22 protein-coding genes are annotated in these 20221 nt (G+C 57.8%); 12 read left to right on the top strand and 10 right to left on the bottom strand.

Annotation, left to right across the window (positions count from 1 at the left end; genetic code table 11):
- Positions 1-98 precede the first annotated feature (98 nt).
- The gene (locus GOX45_RS13220) at positions 99-749 is read right to left on the bottom strand and encodes an imm11 family protein (protein WP_371808979.1); all 651 of its coding nucleotides are present in this window, start codon (positions 747-749) and stop codon (positions 99-101) included.
- A gap of 58 nt (positions 750-807) precedes the next feature.
- Positions 808-1497, bottom strand: a complete 690-nt coding sequence (gene sfsA, locus GOX45_RS13215; RefSeq protein WP_171101614.1) for a DNA/RNA nuclease SfsA — start codon at positions 1495-1497, stop codon at positions 808-810.
- A gap of 50 nt (positions 1498-1547) precedes the next feature.
- Here sfsA and GOX45_RS13210 point away from each other — a divergent pair, with 50 nt between their 5' ends.
- From GOX45_RS13210 to GOX45_RS13195, 4 genes are read left to right on the top strand one after another with little or no spacing between them, the layout of a single operon-like run.
- Positions 1548-2270 (top strand): molybdopterin-binding protein, encoded by a 723-nt coding sequence (locus GOX45_RS13210; RefSeq protein ID WP_171101613.1) that lies wholly within the window; start codon positions 1548-1550, stop codon positions 2268-2270.
- Positions 2267-2977: a GNAT family N-acetyltransferase gene (locus GOX45_RS13205; protein WP_171101612.1), complete on the top strand. Its 711-nt coding sequence runs from the start codon at positions 2267-2269 to the stop codon at positions 2975-2977. The genes GOX45_RS13210 and GOX45_RS13205 overlap by 4 nt, the downstream gene beginning before the upstream one ends.
- 9 nt (positions 2978-2986) lie before the next feature.
- Entirely contained in the window at positions 2987-3559 is a 573-nt protein-coding gene (locus tag GOX45_RS13200) for a peroxidase-related enzyme (protein WP_171101611.1), read from the top strand.
- Positions 3556-4458: an OmpA family protein gene (locus GOX45_RS13195; protein WP_171101610.1), complete on the top strand. Its 903-nt coding sequence runs from the start codon at positions 3556-3558 to the stop codon at positions 4456-4458. Before GOX45_RS13200 ends, GOX45_RS13195 begins: the two co-directional genes overlap by 4 nt.
- 68 nt (positions 4459-4526) lie before the next feature.
- Here GOX45_RS13195 and GOX45_RS13190 read toward each other — a convergent pair whose 3' ends face one another.
- On the bottom strand, positions 4527-5432 hold the full coding sequence (locus tag GOX45_RS13190; protein WP_171101609.1) for a LysR family transcriptional regulator: 906 nt from the start codon (positions 5430-5432) through the stop codon (positions 4527-4529).
- 229 nt (positions 5433-5661) lie between these two features.
- Here GOX45_RS13190 and GOX45_RS13185 point away from each other — a divergent pair, with 229 nt between their 5' ends.
- Positions 5662-6102, top strand: coding sequence for a DUF4399 domain-containing protein (locus GOX45_RS13185; protein WP_171101608.1), 441 nt, complete (start codon positions 5662-5664; stop codon positions 6100-6102).
- A gap of 26 nt (positions 6103-6128) precedes the next feature.
- Here GOX45_RS13185 and GOX45_RS13180 read toward each other — a convergent pair whose 3' ends face one another.
- The gene (locus GOX45_RS13180) at positions 6129-8156 is read right to left on the bottom strand and encodes an NADPH-dependent 2,4-dienoyl-CoA reductase (RefSeq protein WP_171101607.1); all 2028 of its coding nucleotides are present in this window, start codon (positions 8154-8156) and stop codon (positions 6129-6131) included.
- 132 nt (positions 8157-8288) lie between these two features.
- On the opposite strand from GOX45_RS13180, the gene GOX45_RS13175 reads away from it, so the two are divergent.
- From GOX45_RS13175 to GOX45_RS13165, 3 genes are all read left to right on the top strand, one after another.
- Positions 8289-8774 carry an RNA pyrophosphohydrolase gene (locus GOX45_RS13175; RefSeq protein ID WP_171101606.1) on the top strand — a complete coding sequence of 162 codons (486 nt, stop codon included), beginning with the start codon at positions 8289-8291 and terminating at the stop codon, positions 8772-8774.
- A gap of 143 nt (positions 8775-8917) precedes the next feature.
- Positions 8918-10291, top strand: a complete 1374-nt coding sequence (locus tag GOX45_RS13170; RefSeq protein WP_171101605.1) for a radical SAM protein — start codon at positions 8918-8920, stop codon at positions 10289-10291.
- Positions 10288-11127, top strand: coding sequence for a DUF547 domain-containing protein (locus GOX45_RS13165; protein ID WP_171101604.1), 840 nt, complete (start codon positions 10288-10290; stop codon positions 11125-11127). The genes GOX45_RS13170 and GOX45_RS13165 overlap by 4 nt, the downstream gene beginning before the upstream one ends.
- A 7-nt stretch (positions 11128-11134) precedes the next feature.
- Here the strand turns inward: GOX45_RS13165 and GOX45_RS13160 are convergent, their stop codons facing one another.
- Together GOX45_RS13160 and nth are read right to left on the bottom strand one after the other, a co-directional pair.
- On the bottom strand, positions 11135-12124 hold the full coding sequence (locus GOX45_RS13160; RefSeq protein WP_171101603.1) for an adenosine kinase: 990 nt from the start codon (positions 12122-12124) through the stop codon (positions 11135-11137).
- A complete protein-coding gene (gene nth, locus GOX45_RS13155; RefSeq protein WP_171101602.1) occupies positions 12121-12765 on the bottom strand; it encodes an endonuclease III in 645 nt (214 codons plus the stop codon). Before nth ends, GOX45_RS13160 begins: the two co-directional genes overlap by 4 nt.
- 116 nt (positions 12766-12881) lie before the next feature.
- Between nth and GOX45_RS13150 the strand changes: the two genes are divergently transcribed.
- The 3 genes from GOX45_RS13150 to GOX45_RS13140 all read left to right on the top strand — a co-directional run bounded on the left by GOX45_RS13150 (position 12882) and on the right by GOX45_RS13140 (position 15288).
- Positions 12882-13733: a bifunctional helix-turn-helix domain-containing protein/methylated-DNA--[protein]-cysteine S-methyltransferase gene (locus GOX45_RS13150; RefSeq protein WP_171101601.1), complete on the top strand. Its 852-nt coding sequence runs from the start codon at positions 12882-12884 to the stop codon at positions 13731-13733.
- Positions 13734-13806: 73 nt separating this feature from the next.
- Positions 13807-14676 carry a cation diffusion facilitator family transporter gene (locus GOX45_RS13145; protein WP_171101600.1) on the top strand — a complete coding sequence of 290 codons (870 nt, stop codon included), beginning with the start codon at positions 13807-13809 and terminating at the stop codon, positions 14674-14676.
- Positions 14677-14853: 177 nt separating this feature from the next.
- On the top strand, positions 14854-15288 hold the full coding sequence (locus tag GOX45_RS13140) for a glyoxalase superfamily protein (RefSeq protein WP_171101599.1): 435 nt from the start codon (positions 14854-14856) through the stop codon (positions 15286-15288).
- A gap of 102 nt (positions 15289-15390) precedes the next feature.
- Here GOX45_RS13140 and GOX45_RS22110 read toward each other — a convergent pair whose 3' ends face one another.
- On the bottom strand, positions 15391-15609 hold the full coding sequence (locus GOX45_RS22110; protein WP_254446018.1) for a GDCCVxC domain-containing (seleno)protein: 219 nt from the start codon (positions 15607-15609) through the stop codon (positions 15391-15393).
- 4 nt (positions 15610-15613) lie between these two features.
- The gene (locus GOX45_RS13135) at positions 15614-15862 is read right to left on the bottom strand and encodes a hypothetical protein (protein ID WP_254445669.1); all 249 of its coding nucleotides are present in this window, start codon (positions 15860-15862) and stop codon (positions 15614-15616) included.
- Positions 15863-16026: 164 nt separating this feature from the next.
- Between GOX45_RS13135 and GOX45_RS13130 the strand changes: the two genes are divergently transcribed.
- Positions 16027-16419 carry a MerR family transcriptional regulator gene (locus tag GOX45_RS13130; RefSeq protein ID WP_171101597.1) on the top strand — a complete coding sequence of 131 codons (393 nt, stop codon included), beginning with the start codon at positions 16027-16029 and terminating at the stop codon, positions 16417-16419.
- Positions 16420-16516: 97 nt separating this feature from the next.
- Here GOX45_RS13130 and pnp read toward each other — a convergent pair whose 3' ends face one another.
- Positions 16517-18664 (bottom strand): polyribonucleotide nucleotidyltransferase, encoded by a 2148-nt coding sequence (pnp, locus tag GOX45_RS13125; protein ID WP_171101596.1) that lies wholly within the window; start codon positions 18662-18664, stop codon positions 16517-16519.
- Positions 18665-18929: 265 nt separating this feature from the next.
- On the bottom strand, positions 18930-20201 hold the full coding sequence (locus tag GOX45_RS13120) for a tetratricopeptide repeat protein (RefSeq protein ID WP_254446017.1): 1272 nt from the start codon (positions 20199-20201) through the stop codon (positions 18930-18932).
- Positions 20202-20221 lie beyond the last annotated feature (20 nt).

Raw genomic sequence — 20221 nt, 5'->3', positions numbered from 1 at the left:
GCGCGCAATGAGCTATTTACGCTGCTTGCGCAGAAAGTTCCAGAGGGCGCAAAGTCGCGGTGTTTCGCAGTATAATGGTGACGCAGTATCACGTGAATTCAAGCACCGCCGCGCTTCACAATTTCGCAAGGCCGAAACCCCAACCAGCGTGCGCTAAGGCCCGAGTCTTTGATCGCGATTTTCAGTCGGTCCGAGAAGAACACCCGATTTCTGATACTGCGATCAATCCAAAGATCCAGGTCACAGGCGTTGGTCGCGTCAATGGCAAGTTTGTTGTCACCTTCAGGATGCGCGCTCCACGCTTTCCCCTTGGTGCCAACTGGATGGATACTCACAGACTTTTCAGGTACAAAAGTTTTTCGGTTTTCTCGAATATGCATGAAAAACCAACGCCTTCCGGGAAAAGGTGTTTTCTGGTCATATTCACGCAGTTCGACTTCTTTGAACCGTGTATGGCCGAGCTCAAACTGAGTTAGCAGATCATGCATTTCGCCGGAGATGTAGATCAAAGACAAAAAGCCCGTAAAAATATCTGGTAAGTTCTCTTTCTTCTTACGCGCGATGTCTCTGTACCCGAAATAAACGTAGTCTGGGTACTCGGATATTTCGATATCATCTGTCAAAGACTTGTATCTATTCTGAAAATCCACGTAGCCTGCCGGGCGCGGAACGTACAAATGGACATCAACTGGTTGAGAGTTTCGGGTTGAGTAAAGAAGGAGAGATTCCCAAACTTTTTTATGTGTCATAATGCCTTGGAACAATCGAATTGGCTTTCTGGTATTGGACGGTCACAGATCGTGCATCTCAAGTCAAATACCCTTCGACCCAAACCCCCTCGGGTGAAATGCGCGTACCGCAGACCAGCCGCTCGACCCCGGTTGCTGCGTCGAAAGCCGCCGCATAGGCCGGGTCGATATCTGCGGCCAGCGCGAAGCGGTCGCAATCGGTGCGTTGCACCAGATACAGCATGATCGCGCGGTGGCCTTGCGCGGCCATCGCCGCCAGTTCGCCCAGATGTTTGGTTCCGCGGGCGGTGACGCTGTCGGGAAACTCGGCCAGACCGGGCTGGCGCGACAGGGTGACGCTTTTGACCTCGACATAGGCGTCCGGCAGGCCCGGTTGGGTCAGCAGGAAATCAATGCGGCTGTTCTCGCCGTATTTCACCTCGGTCCGGACGGTTTCATAGGTGGCCAGTTCAGGGATCTGCCCCGCCTCAAGCGCAATGCGCAGCGCGCGGTTCGGCACGGATGTGTCAACACCGGTGAAATGCCCGTTTTCATGATCAACCAGACGCCAGCCGTATTTCAGCTTTTTCCTGGGGTCATCATTGGGCTCCAGCCAGATTTTCTGCCCTGGTTCCGCCAGCCCCATCATGCTGCCGGGATTGGCGCAATGGGCCGTCACCTCGCGCCCGTCCTCCAAGCTGCAATCGGCCAAAAAGCGTTTATAGCGGCGGATCAGTCGGGCGGGGACAAGGGGGGTTTCAAATCGCATGGCCAAGGGCCTATACCTGCCCAAACAGCCGATCAAGAGGAGACAGCGCCATGGCCAACCCAACCGCAGCCATGCTGGTCATCGGTGACGAAATCCTGTCGGGCCGGACCCGCGACGCGAACATGCATTTTCTGGCGCAGGAGCTGACCAAGCAGGGGATCGATCTGAAAGAGGTTCGGATTGTCTCGGACGACGCAGCCGCAATCGAAAACGCGGTTCGGGCGCTGTCAGAGGCGTATGATCACGTCTTTACCAGCGGCGGTATCGGGCCCACCCATGACGACATCACCGCAGATTGCATCGCCCGTGCTTTTGAAACCCCAATTGATGTCCGCGCCGATGCGCGTGCGCTGCTTGAGGCGCATTATGCAAAGTCGGGATCAGAGTTGAATGAGGCCAGATTGCGCATGGCGCGTATTCCCGACGGCGCCGAGTTGATCGAGAATCCGGTCTCGACCGCGCCGGGCTTTACCATCGCCAATGTCCATGTGATGGCCGGTGTCCCATCGGTGTTCGGAGCCATGGTTGCCAGTGTTCTGCCCAAGCTGACCGGTGGCAGCCCGCTTTTGTCTCAGACCCTGCGGGTGGATCGGGGTGAGGGCGATATCGCCGCGACGCTGGGCAGCCTTGCCGATGATTTCCCGGATTTGTCCATCGGGTGCTACCCGTTTCAGATCAATGGTGTTTTTGGGGCCAATGTCGTGGTGCGCGGCGTTGATGGCGCGCGGATTGATGCGGCAGTTACCCGGCTGGCGAAAGATCTTGAGCTTTGAGTAAAGACTGGTCGAAAATCGTTGACGGCACCTGGCCTGCGGCTGAATTCATCCAAGACGGTCCATTCAGGCTACGCCGTGGTCAGGGCGGTGGCTCGCGCGTGTCAGCGGCCAGTCGGATCGGTGCGTTCTCAGAAGCAGACATAGACGCTGCGGAACAGGTCATGTTGGGCATGGGCCAAAAACGCTTGTTTTGTGTCTGGCCCGGGGATGAAGCGCTGGACGAACAGCTGGCCAATCGCGGCTATGAGGTTCTGGACCCGGTGAATATCTATTCATGCCCGGTCGAACATCTCACCGATGTGCCGATCCCACGCGTTACCGTTTTCACGTTGTGGGAGCCTCTGGCGATCATGCGAGAGATCTGGGCGCGGGGCGGGATCGGCCCTGCACGTCTGGCTGTGATGGATCGGGCAACCGGCCCCAAAACGGGTCTTTTGGTACGGCATATGGATCAACCCGCTGGAACCGGTTTTGTGGCAGCTCAAGATGGGGTTGCGATGGTACATGCGCTGGAAATCCTATCTGACCATCGCCGCCAGGGTTTGGGCAAATGGGCCATGCGCGCTGCGGCCTTTTGGGCGCTGGAGAACGGGGCCAAAACCCTAAGCGTGATCTGTACACAGGAAAATGTTGGGGCCAACGGTCTGTACAGTTCGCTTGGGATGGAGTTGGTTGGAACCTATCATTACCGCTTGCAGGTCTAAGGAGGGCATATGAAACAAGACGCAATGCCAACGGCGCTGAACCTGCCGATGGTCGATCCTTTGCCTCCGGAAACACAAAAATACTTCGACATCTGTGTCGAAAAACTTGGGATGGTGCCGAACGTATTGCGTGCCTATGCCTTTGATATCGAAAAGCTAAATGCTTTTACGGCGATGTATAACGATTTGATGCTGGCCGAAAGCGGGTTGTCCAAACTGGAACGCGAGATGATTGCGGTTGTCGTCTCGTCCCTCAACAGATGCTTTTACTGTTTGGTTGCGCATGGGGCGGCTGTCCGTCAACTGTCTGGCGAACCGGAATTGGGTGAAATGCTGGTGATGAACTACAAAATCGCCCCGCTGAACCCTCGTCACCGCGCGATGCTGGATTTTGCGGCGAAAATGACCACATCCAGCGCGTCGGTTGAAGAGTCGGACCGACAGAGCCTGCGCGATGCCGGTTTCTGTGATCGCGACATCTGGGATATTGCCAATGTGGCGGGCTTTTTTAACATGACCAATCGTGTCGCCAGTGCAACGGCGATGGTCCCGAACCCAGAGTATCACGCACAATTCAGATGATCCGCTTTCTTCTTTTATGTTTTGCGCTTTTGGCGAAACCGGTTCTGGCACAGGATCTGACCTTGCCGTCCAGCGCTCGCCAAGTGTCGGATCGCACCAGCACGTTGGACAGCTATGACTTGCCCACAGGTGTTTTTTCTGACGGCCAAATCCCTGTGCGCCGGGTCGAGGGCCGGGTCGAACGCCTGACATGGCGCTTGCAGGCGGGTGCCAGCACAACACTGCAATTACTGGCGCCATTGCGGGATCAATTGATCGCGCAAGGCTATGAGATTCTGTTCGAGTGCGAAGCGCGTGAATGCGGCGGGTTTGATTTTCGCTTTGCTACCGAGGTTGTACCGACGCCAGATATGTATGTGGCCATCCAGGATTATCGCTTTCTGTCTGCTGCCCTCGGGGACGATGTGCTGAGCCTTTTGGTCAGTCGCAACCCGCCTGACGGGTACTTGCAAATGATCCGGGTGACCCCTGTGGATGCTCCGTCTACGCCAGCGCTGGTGATTGAAGAAACTGTGGACGGATCGCAAGGTCTGTTGGCTGATCTGATCCGTGATGGTCACGTCATACTGGCCGATCTGCATTTTCCAACTGGCGAGTTTTCCTTGGGTGAGGGCCCATTCGAGTCGCTTGAACTGCTGTCGAACTATCTGTCCGACAATCCCGATGTGCGTTTGGCTTTGGTCGGGCATACGGATGATACTGGTGACTTGCAGGCCAATATCACCGTCAGCACGGAACGGGCCCAAGCGGTGCGGACGCGGCTGATCGAGACCTATGGGATTGACGGAAACCGGGTGGAAGCGCGCGGCGCGGGCTATCTGGCCCCTATCACATCAAACGCTACCCCCGAAGGACGTGACACCAACCGCCGTGTCGAGGCGGTATTGCTGATTAACTGACCAACTTGCGCTGGCCAAAAAAAACCCGCGCAAGTAAGCGCGGGTTGTGAGGTGCCACAGGGAGAATTCTACCAGTTCATCGGGCCCTTTTCATTGAAGGACTCGACAAGAAAATCAATGAAAGCCCGGACTTTGGGCTGCGTAAAGCGGCCGGGCGGGTATACGGCGTAGATGCCTTGCACTTCGTCCGGCAAAGTCGGCATCGCGTCCACAACTTCACCCGCTTTCAATGCATCGGCATAAAGATAGCTGGGCAGATAAGCGATACCGAGCCCCGAGATTGCTGCGTTCAACAGTGATTGGCCATCATTCACGCTCAGCCAGCCCGCCGTGCGCACTTGGCGCTTTTCACCCGACGGAGCTGTCAGTCTCCAGACATTGCCAGAAGACTGGCTGGAATAATGCAGCAGCTTGTGCTCGTTCAACTCGTCAATCTTTTGCGGGCGACCAAACTGTTCGATATAGCTGGGTGCCGCGACCATACGTTTGACCGTTTCGGTCAGCTTGCGGGCACGCAGCGTGCTGTCATCCAACTCACCAATGCGCACCGCCACGTCAAACCCTTCCGAGATCAGCTCAACGTAACGGTTGTTCAGCACCATGTTCACTGTGATGTCGGGATAGGCAGACAAAAAGCCCGACAAGACCGGTGACAGGTGGTTTACCCCAAAATCCGTGGCAACACTGATCCGCAACAGACCCGAAGGGGCCGATTGCATCGATGTCACCATCGCATCTGCTTCACCTGCGTCGTTCAACACCCGCCGCGCTCGATCATAATACGCCAATCCGATCTCCGTCGGTGACACCCGACGTGTTGTCCGGTTTAACAGGCGTGCGCCCAGCCGTGCTTCCAGGCTCGACACGTGCTTCGACACGGCCGATTTGGAGATTCCCATCTTTTTCGCCGCGTCGGTGAAGCCACCCTGGTCCACCACGTTGGAAAAGGCCTCCATTTCGGTCAGTCTGTCCATACTCTCATTCCCAGGTCTTCTTTTCGATGATCACATTTGCGTACAATCTGGGCGAGAACTTGGCAGACATGGGATAATATAAGGGTTTTAATTCTGATCGTTTGCGCTTGGGAAACGAGGAAACAGTCGTAATTCTCAGGCCAGATCGATGCCAATCACCTTATTTTCAAGGTGCTTATCGATTTGTGTTATGATGCAGACGGCAAATTTATGGCCTTGGGAGGGAAATATGACACTCAGATCAATCGCAGTAGCCTTATGCGCGTCTGCCACATTTGCAATGGCGGGCGGACCAACGCCTTCGAACCCGGACGCTATTGTTTATTTCGCCAATCTCGCGGATGGCGACACGGTTTCATCGCCGGTCACAGTGGTCTTTGGGCTAAAGGGCATGGGTGTGGCGCCCGCCGGGACCGAGGTCGAAAACACCGGCCACCACCACCTGCTGATCAACCGCCCCCCGATTGGGCAAGGTGAAGACGGTGCAGATGAGCTGGCCTATGGGCTGCCAGCAGACGACAATCACGTCCACTTTGGAGGCGGGCAGACCGAAGTGACACTGGACCTGCCGCCCGGTGAGCACACATTGCAATTGGTGCTGGGCGACGCGGGCCACGTCCCACACTCCCCGCCGATTGTCTCCGAGGTGATCACGGTCGCGGTGGAGTAGGGCGCTTCTTTGCTGGGGTCAGACCATCAAAAACCCGCCGCCAGCCGGGTGCCCTGATTGATTGCGCGTTTGGCGTCCAGTTCGGCGGCGACGTCTGCGCCTCCGATCACATGGGGGGTGATGCCGCGTTCGATCATTGCATCTGCCAGACTGCGATCCGAGATCTGACCGGCGCAGAGCACGATCGTGTCAGCTGCGATCAATGTCGGGTCTGCGCGCTCTTCGCCAAAGCTGACATGCAGGCCGTCCTGGTCGATGCGTTCATAGTTCACACCGCCAACGAAATTGACGTTCTTCATCTTCAGCGTGGCGCGGTGAATCCAGCCGGTTGTTTTGCCCAGCCCTTTGCCATGCGCCTGTTTCTTGCGTTGCAACAGCGTGACCTGACGCGCCGGGGCGGCGGGTTGAGGGCCTTCGGGCGCAAGGCCCGAGCGGTGCTGTTCTGGATCGGTCACGCCCCATTCCTTCATCCATAGCGGCAGGTCGGTTGTGGCGCTGTGGCCGTCTTCCAGCAGGAATTCCGAGACGTCAAACCCGATTCCCCCTGCGCCAACTACGGCGACGGTTTTGCCCACCTCGGCCTTGCCGCGCAGAACGTCGACATAGCTGAGAACATTGTCGCTGTCCTGCCCCGGAATCGCCGGATCGCGGGGGGTGACGCCGGTGGCAATCACCACCTCGTCAAAACCGGTCAGGTCATCGGCCGCGACCTCGCGGTTCAGTTCCACCTGAACACCCAGATCGTCCATCATAGTGCGGTACCAATCGACCAGACCCCTGAACTCTTCCTTACCGGGCACCTGTTTGGCCATGTTCAGCTGACCGCCGATCTCGGTGGCTCGGTCAAACAGGGTAACACTGTGACCGCGCTGGGCTGCGGTCATTGCGGTGGACAGGCCAGCGGGGCCGGCCCCGACAATGGCAACGGTTTTGGGGGTATCAGCCTTTTCGATAACCAGTTCCGTCTCGTGACAGGCGCGCGGATTGACCAGGCAAGAGGTCAGCTTGCCACTGAACGTGTGATCCAGGCAGGCCTGATTGCAAGCGATGCAAGGCGCAATCCGCGCAGACTGCCCCGCGATGGCTTTGTTCACAAAATCCGCATCCGCCAGCATTGGTCGGGCCAGCGACACCATATCGGCGCATCCGGTCGACAGAACCTCTTCGGCGACCTCGGGCGTGTTGATCCGGTTTGAGGTGATCACCGGGATCCCAACCTTGCCCATCAGCTTTTTGGTCACCCATGCGAAAGCCGCGCGCGGGACGCTGGTGGCAATGGTGGGGATCCGCGCCTCATGCCAGCCGATGCCGGTGTTGATGATCGTCGCGCCAGCCGCTTCGATCCGTTGCGCCAGTTCGACGACTTCTTCATGGGTCGAGCCATTGGGCACCAGATCAATCATCGACAGGCGATAGATGATGATGAAATCGGGGCCCACGGCTTCGCGTGTGCGGCGCACCACCTCGATGGGCAGACGCATCCGGTTTTCGTATGATCCGCCCCAGCGATCCTCTCGCTTATTCGTATGGGTCACAAGGAACTGGTTCAGAAAATACCCCTCAGACCCCATGATCTCGACCCCGTCATAACCCGCCTTCTGCGCCAGCCGGGCTGCGTTCACGATGTCGCTGATCTGCTTTTCGATCCCGTCTTCGTCTAATTCATTTGGCGGAAACGGTGAGATCGGAGATTTCACCGGGCTGGGGGCCACGCATTTGGGGCCGTAGGCATAACGCCCGGCATGAAGAATTTGCATCGCGATCTTGCCACCGGCCTGATGTACGCGGTCGGTCACGATGGAATGGTTCGCGACGTCCTTGTCCGAGGTCATCATCGCCGCCCCCGGCAGCACCGAGCCTTCCAGATTGGGACCAATCCCGCCCGTGACCATCAGCGCCACGCCACCGCGTGCCCGGTCGGCATAGAACTCGGCCACGCGGTTCCAGTCGCCGGTTTCCTCAAGCCCCGTATGCATTGACCCCATCAACACGCGGTTCTTCAGCGTGGTAAAGCCCAGATCCAGTGGGGCCAGCATGTTCGGGTACGCGGTCATCGTGAAACTCTCCCTTATTTCGCAAAGACAATTGCCGGGCGTTGCGCGACTGTCACGCGAAACCTGACGTCACCCCCTTTGCGGTCAGGCCGGGGCTTGTTACTAGAGGGCGCACAGATCAAGAGGCCGCGCATGTCCCCCGAAGAAATCGCCAAACTGCCCTATCGCCCCTGTGTCGGGCTGATGCTGATGAATGCCGATGGCAAGATCTTTGTGGGTCAACGCACTGACCGCCACAAGGATGCCTGGCAAATGCCGCAGGGCGGGGTGGACAAGGGCGAAGACCCGCGCGATGCGGCGTTGCGTGAACTTTGGGAAGAAACCGGCGTGACCTCGGATCTGGTCGAGATCGTGACCGAGACCGAAGGCTGGCTTCCCTATGATCTGCCGCATGATATCGTGCCCAAGATCTGGAAAGGCCGATATCGCGGGCAAGAGCAGAAATGGTATCTGCTGAAATTCCTCGGGCGTGACGATCAGATCGATATCGAAACCGAACATCCGGAATTCACCCGTTGGAAATGGCAAGACCCCAGCCAATTGGTCGACGAAATCGTTCCGTTTAAGCAAGACGTTTACGCTCAGGTGATCGCGGCATTTGACGGGTATTTGACCTGATGTGACAGCAAAACGGTCCAAACCACTGCGGATTCAGTCCAAATGTTTCATGCGCAACTGGATTGGCTCACCGAAACTCATGCGCTGACAACTTGGCGTGAGGGCGGATAGCCTGGTTTGGAACAGGCCTCTAGCTTTGAGGCATGAAAGACATTGCTCTCAGCCCCGCTAAATTTGCTCCTGCCGGACGCCGGTTTGTCGGCTCTGACCGGCGTGCCCCCTTGCGGGACGGTCTGTGGTCCTCGGGTGAATACGGGCCGGGCCAGACCGCGGGCCGGTTCTATCCCATCGCCTGCGTGGCGCTTGAAGTCACTCAGCGGTGCAATCTGGACTGCACGCTGTGTTACCTGTCCGACAGCGCCGAGCTGACCTATGACCCGCCTCTCTCGGTCCTTTTTGCGCGGCTCGAGTCGATCCACAGTCACTATGGGCCCGGAACCTCGGTCCAACTGACCGGCGGTGATCCGACGCTGCGCAAGGTCGAGGACCTGGAAGCGCTATGTCGCGAAATCCACCGTCTTGGAATGCGATCCTGCCTGATGACCAACGGTATTCGCACCAGCCGGGCCATGTTGGCACGACTGGCCGCAGCCGGGCTGGATGACGTGGCCTTTCACGTCGATCTGACGCAAGAGCGCAAGGGCTTTGAAACCGAGACCGAACTGAACCGGGTGCGCCGATCCTATATTCGCCGGACACGGGGATTGGGCTTGCGGGTTCTGTTCAACACAACCGTTTTCGCGGGAAACTTTGCCGAGCTGCCTGCGCTGGCGCGGTTCATGCGGGACCAACCTGAAATCGCTTTTGTCTCGTTCCAGATGCAGGCGGATACCGGTCGTGGCGTTCTGCGCGCTCGGCCCGAGGGTATCACGCAGGCCTCTGTGAGCAAAGCGATTGAGGACGGGTATGAAACCCCGTTGCACTTTGACACGGCATCCGTCGGTCATTCCCGGTGCAACCGATATGCCAGCGTGGTGTCGGCCGGTGGTCGAGCGGTCTCACTGCTGTCGAACGCGCCTTTGGTCCATCAGGTGATCGACGCGCTCGAGCAATATGACGAGTCCAATCAGGGTCACATCGACACGGCCGAGGCGGTAAAGCGCCTTGTGTTGCGCAGGCCTCTTTTAGCGCTGCGTGCGGGATTGCACCTGGCGGGATGCGCTCTGCGATTGGGTGGTGGCTTGCTGAGGGGACGAGCCCGGCGGCAGGCGGTGTTCATTCACAATTTCATGGCCGCGGACGCGTTAGAGGAGGATCGCTGTGCCTCCTGCGTTTTCATGGTGGCCACCGCAAACGGCCCGATGTCGATGTGCGCGCATAACGCTCAGCGCGATGCGCAGCTGGCAGAGGCAGATCAGGTGGACAGCGAAATGGGGTCGTTCTGGTGGAACCCGACCCGAAAGGGCTTGTCCAGCCGCCCGGACCTTCCGCAACTGGATGACCCGTCGCTGGCCCCTCTGAAACGGCTCAAGGGTCAGATGCGCGCGCTGCGCGAACGGCAGAGGGATGCGTCATGAGAGCTTTTATCTTATGCCTGTTGCTGCCCTTGCTGGCCGCATGTGCAAGTGTCGAGCGTTTGGCACTGCCCGCGCCAACGCCGCTTGAGAACAGTGCTCTGACGCGGTTGGCGGACCCTCCCGGTATCAGGGTCAGTCATTCTGAGTGGGATAGGTTTCTTTCCACTTATGTGTCCACCGATTCAAGCGGTGTGAACCGAGTGGCGTATGGCCAGGTGTCTGCCGCTGACCGCGCGCGCCTTGAGGCCTATCTGAATACCTTGCAAGCGGTTGATCCCGCCACTCTGACCCGCGATCAGCAGCTGGCCTATTGGATCAACCTCTACAATGCGATCACCGTTGATCTGGTGCTTGAAAACTACCCGGTGGCATCCATTCGCGATATCAGCGAGGGCCCGCTGTCAATCGGCCCGTGGAACCGCCCGGTTGCCGTTGTGTCAGGTCAAACCCTGACCCTGAACGATATCGAGCACCGGGTCATCCGCCCCACCTTTCAGGAACCACGCATCCATTATGCGCTGAACTGCGCCGCTGTGGGGTGCCCGAACCTGATGGACCGTGCATGGCAGGCGGGCACGTTGGAGCGTGATCTGGCAGCAGCCGAGCGCGCCTATGTCAATGACCCGCGCGGCGTTCGGTTTGATGATCGCGGGCGGCTGATCCTGTCCAAGATCTATATCTGGTTCCGCGAGGATTTTGGGCCGAATGAACAAGCCGTCATCGCAGCCATTTCCAAGGCCGCCGAGCCCGAGCTTCGGGCACGGCTGCAACAGGCAAGGCGCGTCAATGCCTATAAATATGATTGGGCCCTGAACGACGCGGCTCCGGGCCTGTGAGGGTTGGTTACAGCAACCCTTCAGCGCGCAGCAGATCCTGCATGTTCGCCTTGGGGCGCGGGCCGATATGGCTGATCACTTCGCGCGCGCAGGCGTTGCCGATCTTGGCGCAGGTCTCGTAATCGCGACCGGTGGCCATGCCGAACAGAAAGCCCGCCGCGAACTGATCGCCTGCACCGGTGGCATCCACGGGCACAACCTTTTCGACGGGCACATCGAAACGCGCTTCGCCGTTCAAAATTGTAACGCCATCACCTGAACGCGTGCAGACGACCAGAGGGCAGATCTGCGCGGTCTTGGCCAAGGCGTCTTCAAGTTCATCTGTTTCGAACAGCGATTTGATCTCGGCCTCGTTGCCGATCACAAAATCCAGCTCATTTTCGATCAGCAAAAGGAAATCGACCCGGTGCCGTTCCACGCAGAACGGGTCGGAAATGGCGATCCCGGCCTTGCCGCCACCCTTGTGACAGGCGCGCGCTGCCTCAAGAAATGCGGCTTTGCCCTTTTCCTTGTCGAACAGATAGCCTTCGAGGAACATGATCTCGCTGTTTCCAGCCACATCCGCCGAGACATCTGCCGAGGACAGCTCGGACGAAATACCCAGATAGGTGTTCATCGACCGCTCACCATCCGGCGACACAAAGATCATCGAGCGCGAGGTCGGCAGCTCTCCACCCGGCACCGGCGGGTTCACAAAATCAACACCGTCTTCGTTCATCGCATCGGCGTAGAACCGCCCCAGCGCATCGTCATGGACGCGCCCGATAAAGGCCGACTCCAGCCCCAGCGCGCCGGCACCCGCGATGGTATTGGCCACCGAGCCGCCCGGCGTCTGTACCCGCCCTTCCATCGACGCATAGAGCACTTCACCGCGCTCTTGCTCGATCAGTTGCATGATACCTTTCTCGATGCCCATCAGTTCCAGAAAGCTGTCATCGGCCTGAGAGATCACGTCCACAACGGCATTTCCAATACCGGTGAGCTGATAGGTTTTCATAAGTTCTTATCCTCAAATTGGCAGAGATCGCGGATGATACAGGTTCCGCACATCGGTTTGCGCGCTTTGCAATGATAGCGCCCATGCAGGATCAGCCAGTGATGCGCATGGAGTTGAAAATCCGCAGGGATATTGTCTTCGATGGCGCGTTCCACCGCGTCCACATCCTTGCCGGGGCAGATGCCCGTGCGGTTGCCGACACGAAAGATATGCGTGTCAACGGCCTGTGCCGGTTGGCGCCACCACATGTTCAGCACTACATTGGCCGTCTTGCGCCCGACACCTGGCAACGATTGCAGCGCGGCGCGGGAATTGGGAACCTCACCGCCATAATCCTCGACCAGAATGCGGCTGAGCTTGATGACGTTCTTGGCCTTCTGGCGGAATAGGCCGATGGTCTTGATATGCTCGATCAGACCTTCTTCGCCCAGATCCAGCATCTTTTGCGGCGTATCGGCGATCTTGAACAATTCGCGCGTGGCCTTGTTGACGCCCGCATCTGTCGCTTGCGCAGACAGGGCCACAGCAACGACCAGAGTATAGACGTTCACATGCTCCAACTCGCCCTTGGGTTCGGGATCGGCCTGCTGGAAACGTGTAAAGATCTCGCGGATCGTGTGATAATCAAGTTGCTTTGCCATCCGAGCCTTAATGCCGCCCATGGCCCTGTGACACAAGCCCTAAGCCAATGCGCAAGTTCCGGGTCGCGAGGGCGGGGCCTGCGCGCTAAGGTCTGGATCAACAGATGAGGTGTGAAATGAACGTCCAGGCCCCCGAAAGCGGATACCATTACAACGTCATGCGCCGCGCGATCGAATTGATCGATCAAGGCGGCGAATCCCTCAGCCTTGAAGATCTGGCGCGCCAGATGGATATGAGCCCCGCGCATTTCCAGCGCCTGTTCTCGCGCTGGACCGGGGTATCGCCGAAACGGTACCAGCAATATCTGACGCTGGGCCACGCCAAGGCGCTGCTGCGCGAGCGGTTCACGACATTGGAAACCGCCCATAACGTTGGTCTATCCGGCAGCGGCCGTTTGCACGATCTGTTCCTGAAGTGGGAATCCATGAGCCCCGGTGAATACGCCCGCAAAGGTGGCGGGCTGACGATCTATTGGGGCTGGTTCGAATGCCCCTTTGGCCCGGCATTGGTCATGGGAACCGACAAGGGTATCTGTGGCATAGCGTTTGGCGCTGAAACTGGTGAAGAAGCTGCGATGGAGGACATGATTTCGCGCTGGCCCAAGGCACAGTTTGTTGAAGATCCGATGCGCCTGCGCCCCTGGGTGCTCAGCGCCTTTGGCGCGGCCAGTGATCGGCTGGAGCCGACGCCGCTCTACCTGATCGGATCACCTTTGCAGATCAAGGTGTGGGAGGCGCTGATGCACATTCCTTCGGGTCAGGTCACCACCTATTCCGAGATTGCCCAACGCGTCGGCACACCTCAGGCGGTGCGTGCGGTGGGGACGGCGGTCGGGCGCAACCCGGTCAGCTGGTTGATCCCCTGCCACCGCGCCCTGCGCAAATCGGGCGGTTTGGGCGGGTATCATTGGGGCTTGCCGATCAAACGCGCGATGTTGGCCTATGAGGCCGCGCAGGCCGACGCCTGATCGCTGCAAAAAAGGCAGGCGGAACCGGCGCCTGGATGCTACACAAAGGGTGAGGCAGCAAGAAACCGGCTTGATGATCCAGAAATTCGCACTGTGGTCGATCCCGATTTCCATCGCGGTATTGGCGTTGAAGCTTTTGGCCTGGCACCTGACAGGATCGGTTGCCCTGCTGTCGGACGCCTTGGAATCCGTGGTCAATGTGGTGGCAGCGCTGCTTGCGTTCTTTGCCGTCTGGGTCGCGGGCAAGCCGCCTGATGCGAAACACCCGTTTGGTCATAAAAAGGCCGAATACCTTTCGGCGGTGGTCGAAGGTACGCTGATCGTTCTGGCAGCGTTGCTGATCCTGCGCGAGGCGATCATGGCTCTGCCCTCGCCGCAGTTGCACGACACCCCGACCTTGGGGCTGGTGGTCAACACCTTGGCCACGGCGATCAACGCAGCCTGGGCGTTCATGCTGTTGCGGATCGGACGGCGGCAATCGTCTCCCGCACTTGAGGCCAGCGCAAAGCATATCTTTACCGACATCATCACCTCGGTGGGGGTGATCCTCGGCCTGCTGCTTGCGCTTGCAACCGGATGGCTGATCCTTGACCCGATCCTTGCCATTCTGGTTGCGTTGAACATCCTTTGGGAAGGCTGGAAAGTGATCCGCAAATCGGTCGATGGGCTGATGGACGCCACCTTGTCTGAACCCGACCTGAAGGCGGTGCGGTCCATTGTCGAGGCCAACTTGGGCCCCGCTTTGGAATACCACGATCTGCGCGGTCGCAGGTCCGCAAACATGATCTTTGTCGAATTTCATCTGGTGGTCGAAGGCGGTATGACCGTGGCCGCGGCCCATGACATCTGCGATCAGATCGAAGCGGCGCTGAAAGACAGATTTCCCGGATCGGTCTTTGTCATCCATCTTGAACCCGATAGCGAGCTGCACAACGCGGTCTGATTGACAGGCCGCGCAGCGAATGCCAAAAGGCGGGCAGGTTCGGGTCTCCTGCCGTTCGCGGCCCTTTGGCTTTGGTGAAACCCGCTTGACCAAACATCTGTTGCCCTTTTCCAGGCGCGCGGATGGCAATGCGAACACCGTCCTGACTTCGCGCCCGTTTTAGGAAACGAGGCAAACATGACCGTGTCAAAACCGATCCCTTCGATCGAAGACCTAAAAACGCAGGCCAAACGGCTGCGCCAACACCTGTCTGCCGAAGGAGTAGACATCACGCACAGCAAGGCGCTGGAACTTATCGCTCATCAACATGGCGCCCGAGACTGGAACACCTTGCACGCACAAGCGGGAAACCGGCTGCATCTGCGCGTCGGAGACCGCGTGTCCGGCCACTATCTGGGTCAGGCATTTACGGCCGAAATCCGCGGGATGACAATGCTAGGAGACGGCGAACACCGTCGCCTGACCTTGCAATTCGACGACCCCGTGGACGTGGTGACATTCGACAGCTTCTCATCCTTCCGCCACCGTGTCACTGGCGACATAGGCTGGGACGGACGATCCCCACGCCACACATCAAACGGCGAACCACAGCTTGTCGTGCGCCCGGAGTGATGCGGCAAGTGGTGTTCTGGTTATTTGAGAGAAGTACCCGCGCAGATTTCTGCGTGGGTGTTGCTGTTTTTAGTGGCCATAGCACGGACAAATCTGACTTTATTATCCGCAACACCTATCGCCATTCTGGATCGGCGGGCAAGGCACCGTGGCATAGGAGCAGTAGACGCAACAATCTCCTTCCAACGGCTTCAAGACTACGGTGCAAGACTTGCATTCATAGAACCACTGGCAAGCATCTGTCGGCATTATTTCGGTTTCGCTGTGACCGCATTTCGGGCACGTCAGGGTGCTTTCAAGCACTACAGTTTGCTCTGTCATTGTTTCACATCTGCATTATCAGGTAATCGTTGATCCGGGCTTCGTTAAAGACGACGACCCAAGCTAACGCGGTGATTGCGGTTGTCCCCGAAAGCCACCATTTCAACTTTGCTAAGGAGCCGCGCTGATAAGACACAAGCCACGATATAGCGACAAGCGCCGTCGAAATCGCCAGTACGTAGTAGCTTGCCGCCGCGATCTTTCCGAAAATGGCTAGCCAACTGCCTCCTAGTCCCAGCAGCATCATTGTCATGGGCAATACACAGCAAGTCGCGACGCCGAGTGCTGACAGTGATCCCAGGTAACTAACACTAAGGTGCTTCTGCATTTCATTCCCTTGACTGGCTGGAGTTGTCGAAATGTCAGCCTCTTGTATAACTTCTGTAGTCGCTACAGGATCAAGACGGGAAAACTAACATGTTTGCGATTGGGGAAGCATCCCGGCAAAGCGGTGTCGGCATTGAAACGATCCGCTACTATGAACGCGAAGGGATCGTGCCCAAACCAGTACGGGCAACTAACAACCGACGGATGTACTCCGCGCACGATGTTGGGAGGCTTCGTTTCCTGAAAAAATGCCGTGATTTGGGTTTCCCGCTAGCCGATACAAAGACGCTTCTCAGCCTGTCCGAAGGCGACGAAGAGGATTGCCGATCCGTAAAAGAGCTGGCTGAGCTTCATATCTTCAATGTGCGTGAAAAGATAAACGAGCTGAAGCGATTGGAAGCGGCGCTGAACGAACTCACAGCCAACTGTGACAGCGGGAATGTCTCTTGCCCCATGCTCTCAAAACTGCGTACCGACCAGTGAAACTTTGGGCTCAAAACTCCCATTCGTTGCGCTTTTGGGGAACCAAAAAAGGCCCCGGCGTTTCCACCGGGGCCTTTGTCATTCGAAAAAGAGCTGATTACTCTGCGTCTTCTTTCTTTTCTTTCTTCTCAGGCACGACCTCTTCGCCCGTCTCCTGATCGACCACTTTCATCGACAAGCGAACCTTGCCGCGGTCGTCGAAGCCCAGCAGCTTGACCTTTACTTCCTGACCTTCCTTCAGAACATCCGACGGATGGTTCAGGCGGCGGTTTTCGATCTGGGATACATGGACCAGACCGTCGCGCTTGCCAAAGAAGTTCACGAAAGCGCCGAAATCGACGATCTTGACCACTTTCCCAGTATAGATCTGACCTTCTTCCGGCTCGGCGACGATCGAGTGGATCATCTCATAGGCCTTCTTGATCGACTCTCCATCGGGCGAGGCGATTTTGATGACGCCATCATCGTTGATGTCGACCTTGGCACCCGAGGTTTCCACGATCTCGCGGATGACCTTACCGCCCGAACCGATCACTTCACGGATCTTGTCGGTGGGGATGTTCATGGTCTCAATGCGCGGGGCGTGGACCGAGAACTCGTTGGTCTCGGACAGGGCTTTACCCATCTCACCCAGGATGTGCATCCGGCCGTCTTTGGCCTGCGCCAGGGCTTTTTCCATGATCTCTGGCGTGATGCCCGCAACCTTGATGTCCATCTGAAGCGAGGTGATACCGTTTTCGGTACCTGCCACTTTGAAGTCCATGTCGCCCAGGTGGTCTTCGTCACCCAGAATGTCGGTCAGAACCGCATAGTCGCCGTCATCTTCCAGGATCAGACCCATCGCAACACCGGCAACCGGTGCCTTGAGAGGAACACCCGCATCCATCATCGACAGCGAGCCGCCGCAGACCGATGCCATCGAGCTGGAACCGTTGGATTCGGTGATCTCGGACACGATGCGGATCGTATAGGGGAAGTCAGTTGGCGCGGGCAGAACCGCCTGCAAGGCACGCCATGCCAGCTTGCCGTGGCCGATCTCGCGACGGCCGGGCGAACCCACGCGGCCCACTTCACCAACCGAATAGGGTGGGAAGTTATAGTGCAGCAGGAAGTTCGATTTGAAGTTGCCATGCAGCGCGTCGATGAACTGTTCGTCGTCACCGGTGCCCAGTGTGGTCACGGCCAGCGCCTGTGTTTCACCACGGGTGAACAGGGCGGAACCATGGGTGCGCGGCAGCAGCGAGGTTTCAGCCTCAATCGCGCGGACATCAGTGGTCGAGCGACCGTCGATCCGCTTGCCGCCTTTGACGACGTCGCCACGCAGAATGCCAGCTTCCAGCTTTTTCATCGCTGAGCCGAGGTTCGCGTCTTCCAGCTGTTCCTCGGTCAGCGCTTCCTTGATCGCTTCACGGGCCGCAGCAACAGCAGCGGTGCGCTCTTGCTTGTCGGTGATCGCAAAGGCGGCGCGCATCTGCTCTTCACCGGCAGCCGAAATAGCAGCGTACAGCTCGGAATAATCAGGAGCGGCGAATTCAAACGGCTCTTTCGCGGCTTCTTCGGCCAGACCGATGATCAGGTCGATAACTGGCTGGATTTGCTCATGCGCAAAGGTAACCGCGCCCAGCATCTCGGACTCAGAAAGCTCATAGGCTTCCGATTCCACCATCATCACGGCGTCTTTGGTGCCGGCGACAACCAGATCCAGACGTTGTTCAGGGTTCAGGCGCAGGTCCTGCATGTCGTCCACGGTCGGGTTCAGGACATATTCACCATCCACGAAACCAACACGGGCACCGGCGATCGGGCCCATGAAGGGAGCACCGGAAATGGTCAGCGCAGCCGAAGCCGCGATCATTGCCACGATATCGGGGTCGTTAACCAGATCGTGCGAAAGAACGGTGCACATCACCAGAACTTCGTTTTTGAAACCGTCAACGAACAGCGGGCGGATCGGACGGTCGATCAGACGCGCGGTCAGCGTCTCTTTCTCGGTCGGGCGCGCCTCGCGCTTGAAGAAGCCGCCCGGAACCTTACCGGCGGCATAGTATTTCTCTTGGTAATGGACGGTCAGCGGGAAAAAGTCCTGACCAGGCTTTTGTTGCTTGGCAAAGGTCACGTTGGCCATGACGCTGGTTTCGCCCAGCGTGGCAATCACGGTACCGTCCGCCTGACGGGCAACCTTGCCGGTTTCCAGTGTAAGCGTCTCTTCGCCCCACTGCATTGATTTCTTCGTTACATCAAACATATGCGTATCCTAGAACGGAGCACTCCCGCCCCTGCGGGTCTCCGGTTTTGCATGGCGGCCCCATTGCCGCCGACCCCACTTTATCTTCCATTCGAGTGCCGGGGTCAGGGCACAACGTCTCAGATGCTGGGCGCATACAGGAGTTTGGGGATAAAGGGAAGTGGGAACAACGGCCAAAGAAAACGCACGTAGTTGCACGCACATGCCAGTTTAACCGTTAATTCCGCCGTTTTCCTGCATCAGCGCGTCAAATCCGGCGCAGCGATCAATCCGGAACGCCAGCTTGCTTCAGGCTGGACAACCATATCCGTCGGTTTTCTGGATGGTTCTTCGAGCCTGCGAACTGCCGTTGCATTGCTGAAATTGACAGGTTGGGGTTTATCTCCAACGCAGCGTTGACAGCCTTCTGCGCATCCTCACCCCGACCCAACTCGTTCAGGTTCGCGGCGCTAAGCAAATGATGAAACAGCCGCCACGTATTGCTGGTCGCGACAGCGCCCAACTGGTGCGCAACCTCCAGTGCTTCGTTGTGGCGCCCAAGGTGAAACAGGATATGTCCTTTGTAAAAGAGCATGTTCTGCAACAAAGGATCGCGCGGACTGAGTTTGATCGCCATTTCAATCTCGGGCAATGCGCGTTCCTGCATCCGAAACCAGTCAAATGTATGTGCAAGCTCTAGCCGGATACGCGCGTCATTCGGATTCAGCGCAACAGCGCGTTCCAAGTTTGCAATGGCCGGATCGACCTCGCCCGTAAAGCGATAGATATACCCCAGCGCCGCATGAGCCTGCGCGTCCTGATCATCCAGTTCTATCGCGCGTCGTGCGGATTGGGTTGCCGAAACCAAAGTATCCTGCGGGTCATCGGACCACTGAAAAAAGAAGATTGTTCCAAGAGCCCGTGCCAGCAGGCTGTGCGCCGCTGCGAAATTCTGATCGGCTTGTATGGCGTCTTGCGCAAATTGGACTGCCTCTTCCTGAGCCTCTTTCGAGAACACCGCCTGTCGTGCGCGACCCCGCAGATACAAATCCCATGCGCCGATGTCTTGAGTTGGTTTATCCTGTGATCGCACCACGTCTGACTGATAGATTTCCGGAAGCAACCGTCCGGCGATGGCCTGGCTGATGTCGTCCTGAACGCTGAAGATGCCCGTCATTTGACGCTCGAACGCTTCCGCCCAGATGGTCTCGCTCGCCGCGACGTCGATCAGTTCTCCGCTGATGCGCACCAGATCGCCCTCGCGTCGGACACTGCCTCGGACAACGTAATTGACCCCTAGCTCTCTTGCGATTTCGATGGGCGTCGACTGACCGTCAGAAAAGGAAAACATTGTTGCGCTTGAGACTACGAACAGCTCTCGATTGCGCGACAACTGTGCGATCAGATTGTCCGTAAGGCCATCGACAAAGTACTGTCCCGCGCTCTCGCCATTAAGATTGTCAAATCTGACGACGGCTAGCGATGGTTTTTCGCCCTCTTGTAACGTAGTCGGATCGCGAAAACCGAGAATTGCAAACGCGACAAGTGCAACGCTCATGACCAGACCAGCCAAAAGGG

It is taken from the genome of Ruegeria sp. HKCCD7255 (assembly GCF_013031565.1).
In the GTDB taxonomy this organism is placed as follows: Bacteria; Pseudomonadota; Alphaproteobacteria; order Rhodobacterales; family Rhodobacteraceae; genus Ruegeria.
Note: the sequence above shows the minus strand (reverse complement) of the source record. Positions and strands in the feature narration are given on the sequence as shown.

Coding starts and splice junctions, on each gene's coding strand:
- GOX45_RS13220 (WP_371808979.1), bottom strand. CDS start 749: ATGACACATAAAAAAGTTTGGGAATCTCTCCTTCTTTACTCAACCCGA.
- sfsA (WP_171101614.1), bottom strand. CDS start 1,497: ATGCGATTTGAAACCCCCCTTGTCCCCGCCCGACTGATCCGCCGCTAT.
- GOX45_RS13210 (WP_171101613.1), top strand. CDS start 1,548: ATGGCCAACCCAACCGCAGCCATGCTGGTCATCGGTGACGAAATCCTG.
- GOX45_RS13200 (WP_171101611.1), top strand. CDS start 2,987: ATGAAACAAGACGCAATGCCAACGGCGCTGAACCTGCCGATGGTCGAT.
- GOX45_RS13195 (WP_171101610.1), top strand. CDS start 3,556: ATGATCCGCTTTCTTCTTTTATGTTTTGCGCTTTTGGCGAAACCGGTT.
- GOX45_RS13190 (WP_171101609.1), bottom strand. CDS start 5,432: ATGGACAGACTGACCGAAATGGAGGCCTTTTCCAACGTGGTGGACCAG.
- GOX45_RS13185 (WP_171101608.1), top strand. CDS start 5,662: ATGACACTCAGATCAATCGCAGTAGCCTTATGCGCGTCTGCCACATTT.
- GOX45_RS13180 (WP_171101607.1), bottom strand. CDS start 8,156: ATGACCGCGTACCCGAACATGCTGGCCCCACTGGATCTGGGCTTTACC.
- GOX45_RS13175 (WP_171101606.1), top strand. CDS start 8,289: ATGTCCCCCGAAGAAATCGCCAAACTGCCCTATCGCCCCTGTGTCGGG.
- GOX45_RS13170 (WP_171101605.1), top strand. CDS start 8,918: ATGAAAGACATTGCTCTCAGCCCCGCTAAATTTGCTCCTGCCGGACGC.
- GOX45_RS13165 (WP_171101604.1), top strand. CDS start 10,288: ATGAGAGCTTTTATCTTATGCCTGTTGCTGCCCTTGCTGGCCGCATGT.
- GOX45_RS13160 (WP_171101603.1), bottom strand. CDS start 12,124: ATGAAAACCTATCAGCTCACCGGTATTGGAAATGCCGTTGTGGACGTG.
- nth (WP_171101602.1), bottom strand. CDS start 12,765: ATGGCAAAGCAACTTGATTATCACACGATCCGCGAGATCTTTACACGT.
- GOX45_RS13150 (WP_171101601.1), top strand. CDS start 12,882: ATGAACGTCCAGGCCCCCGAAAGCGGATACCATTACAACGTCATGCGC.
- GOX45_RS13145 (WP_171101600.1), top strand. CDS start 13,807: ATGATCCAGAAATTCGCACTGTGGTCGATCCCGATTTCCATCGCGGTA.
- GOX45_RS13140 (WP_171101599.1), top strand. CDS start 14,854: ATGACCGTGTCAAAACCGATCCCTTCGATCGAAGACCTAAAAACGCAG.
- GOX45_RS22110 (WP_254446018.1), bottom strand. CDS start 15,609: ATGACAGAGCAAACTGTAGTGCTTGAAAGCACCCTGACGTGCCCGAAA.
- GOX45_RS13135 (WP_254445669.1), bottom strand. CDS start 15,862: ATGACAATGATGCTGCTGGGACTAGGAGGCAGTTGGCTAGCCATTTTC.
- GOX45_RS13130 (WP_171101597.1), top strand. CDS start 16,027: ATGTTTGCGATTGGGGAAGCATCCCGGCAAAGCGGTGTCGGCATTGAA.
- pnp (WP_171101596.1), bottom strand. CDS start 18,664: ATGTTTGATGTAACGAAGAAATCAATGCAGTGGGGCGAAGAGACGCTT.
- GOX45_RS13120 (WP_254446017.1), bottom strand. CDS start 20,201: ATGAGCGTTGCACTTGTCGCGTTTGCAATTCTCGGTTTTCGCGATCCG.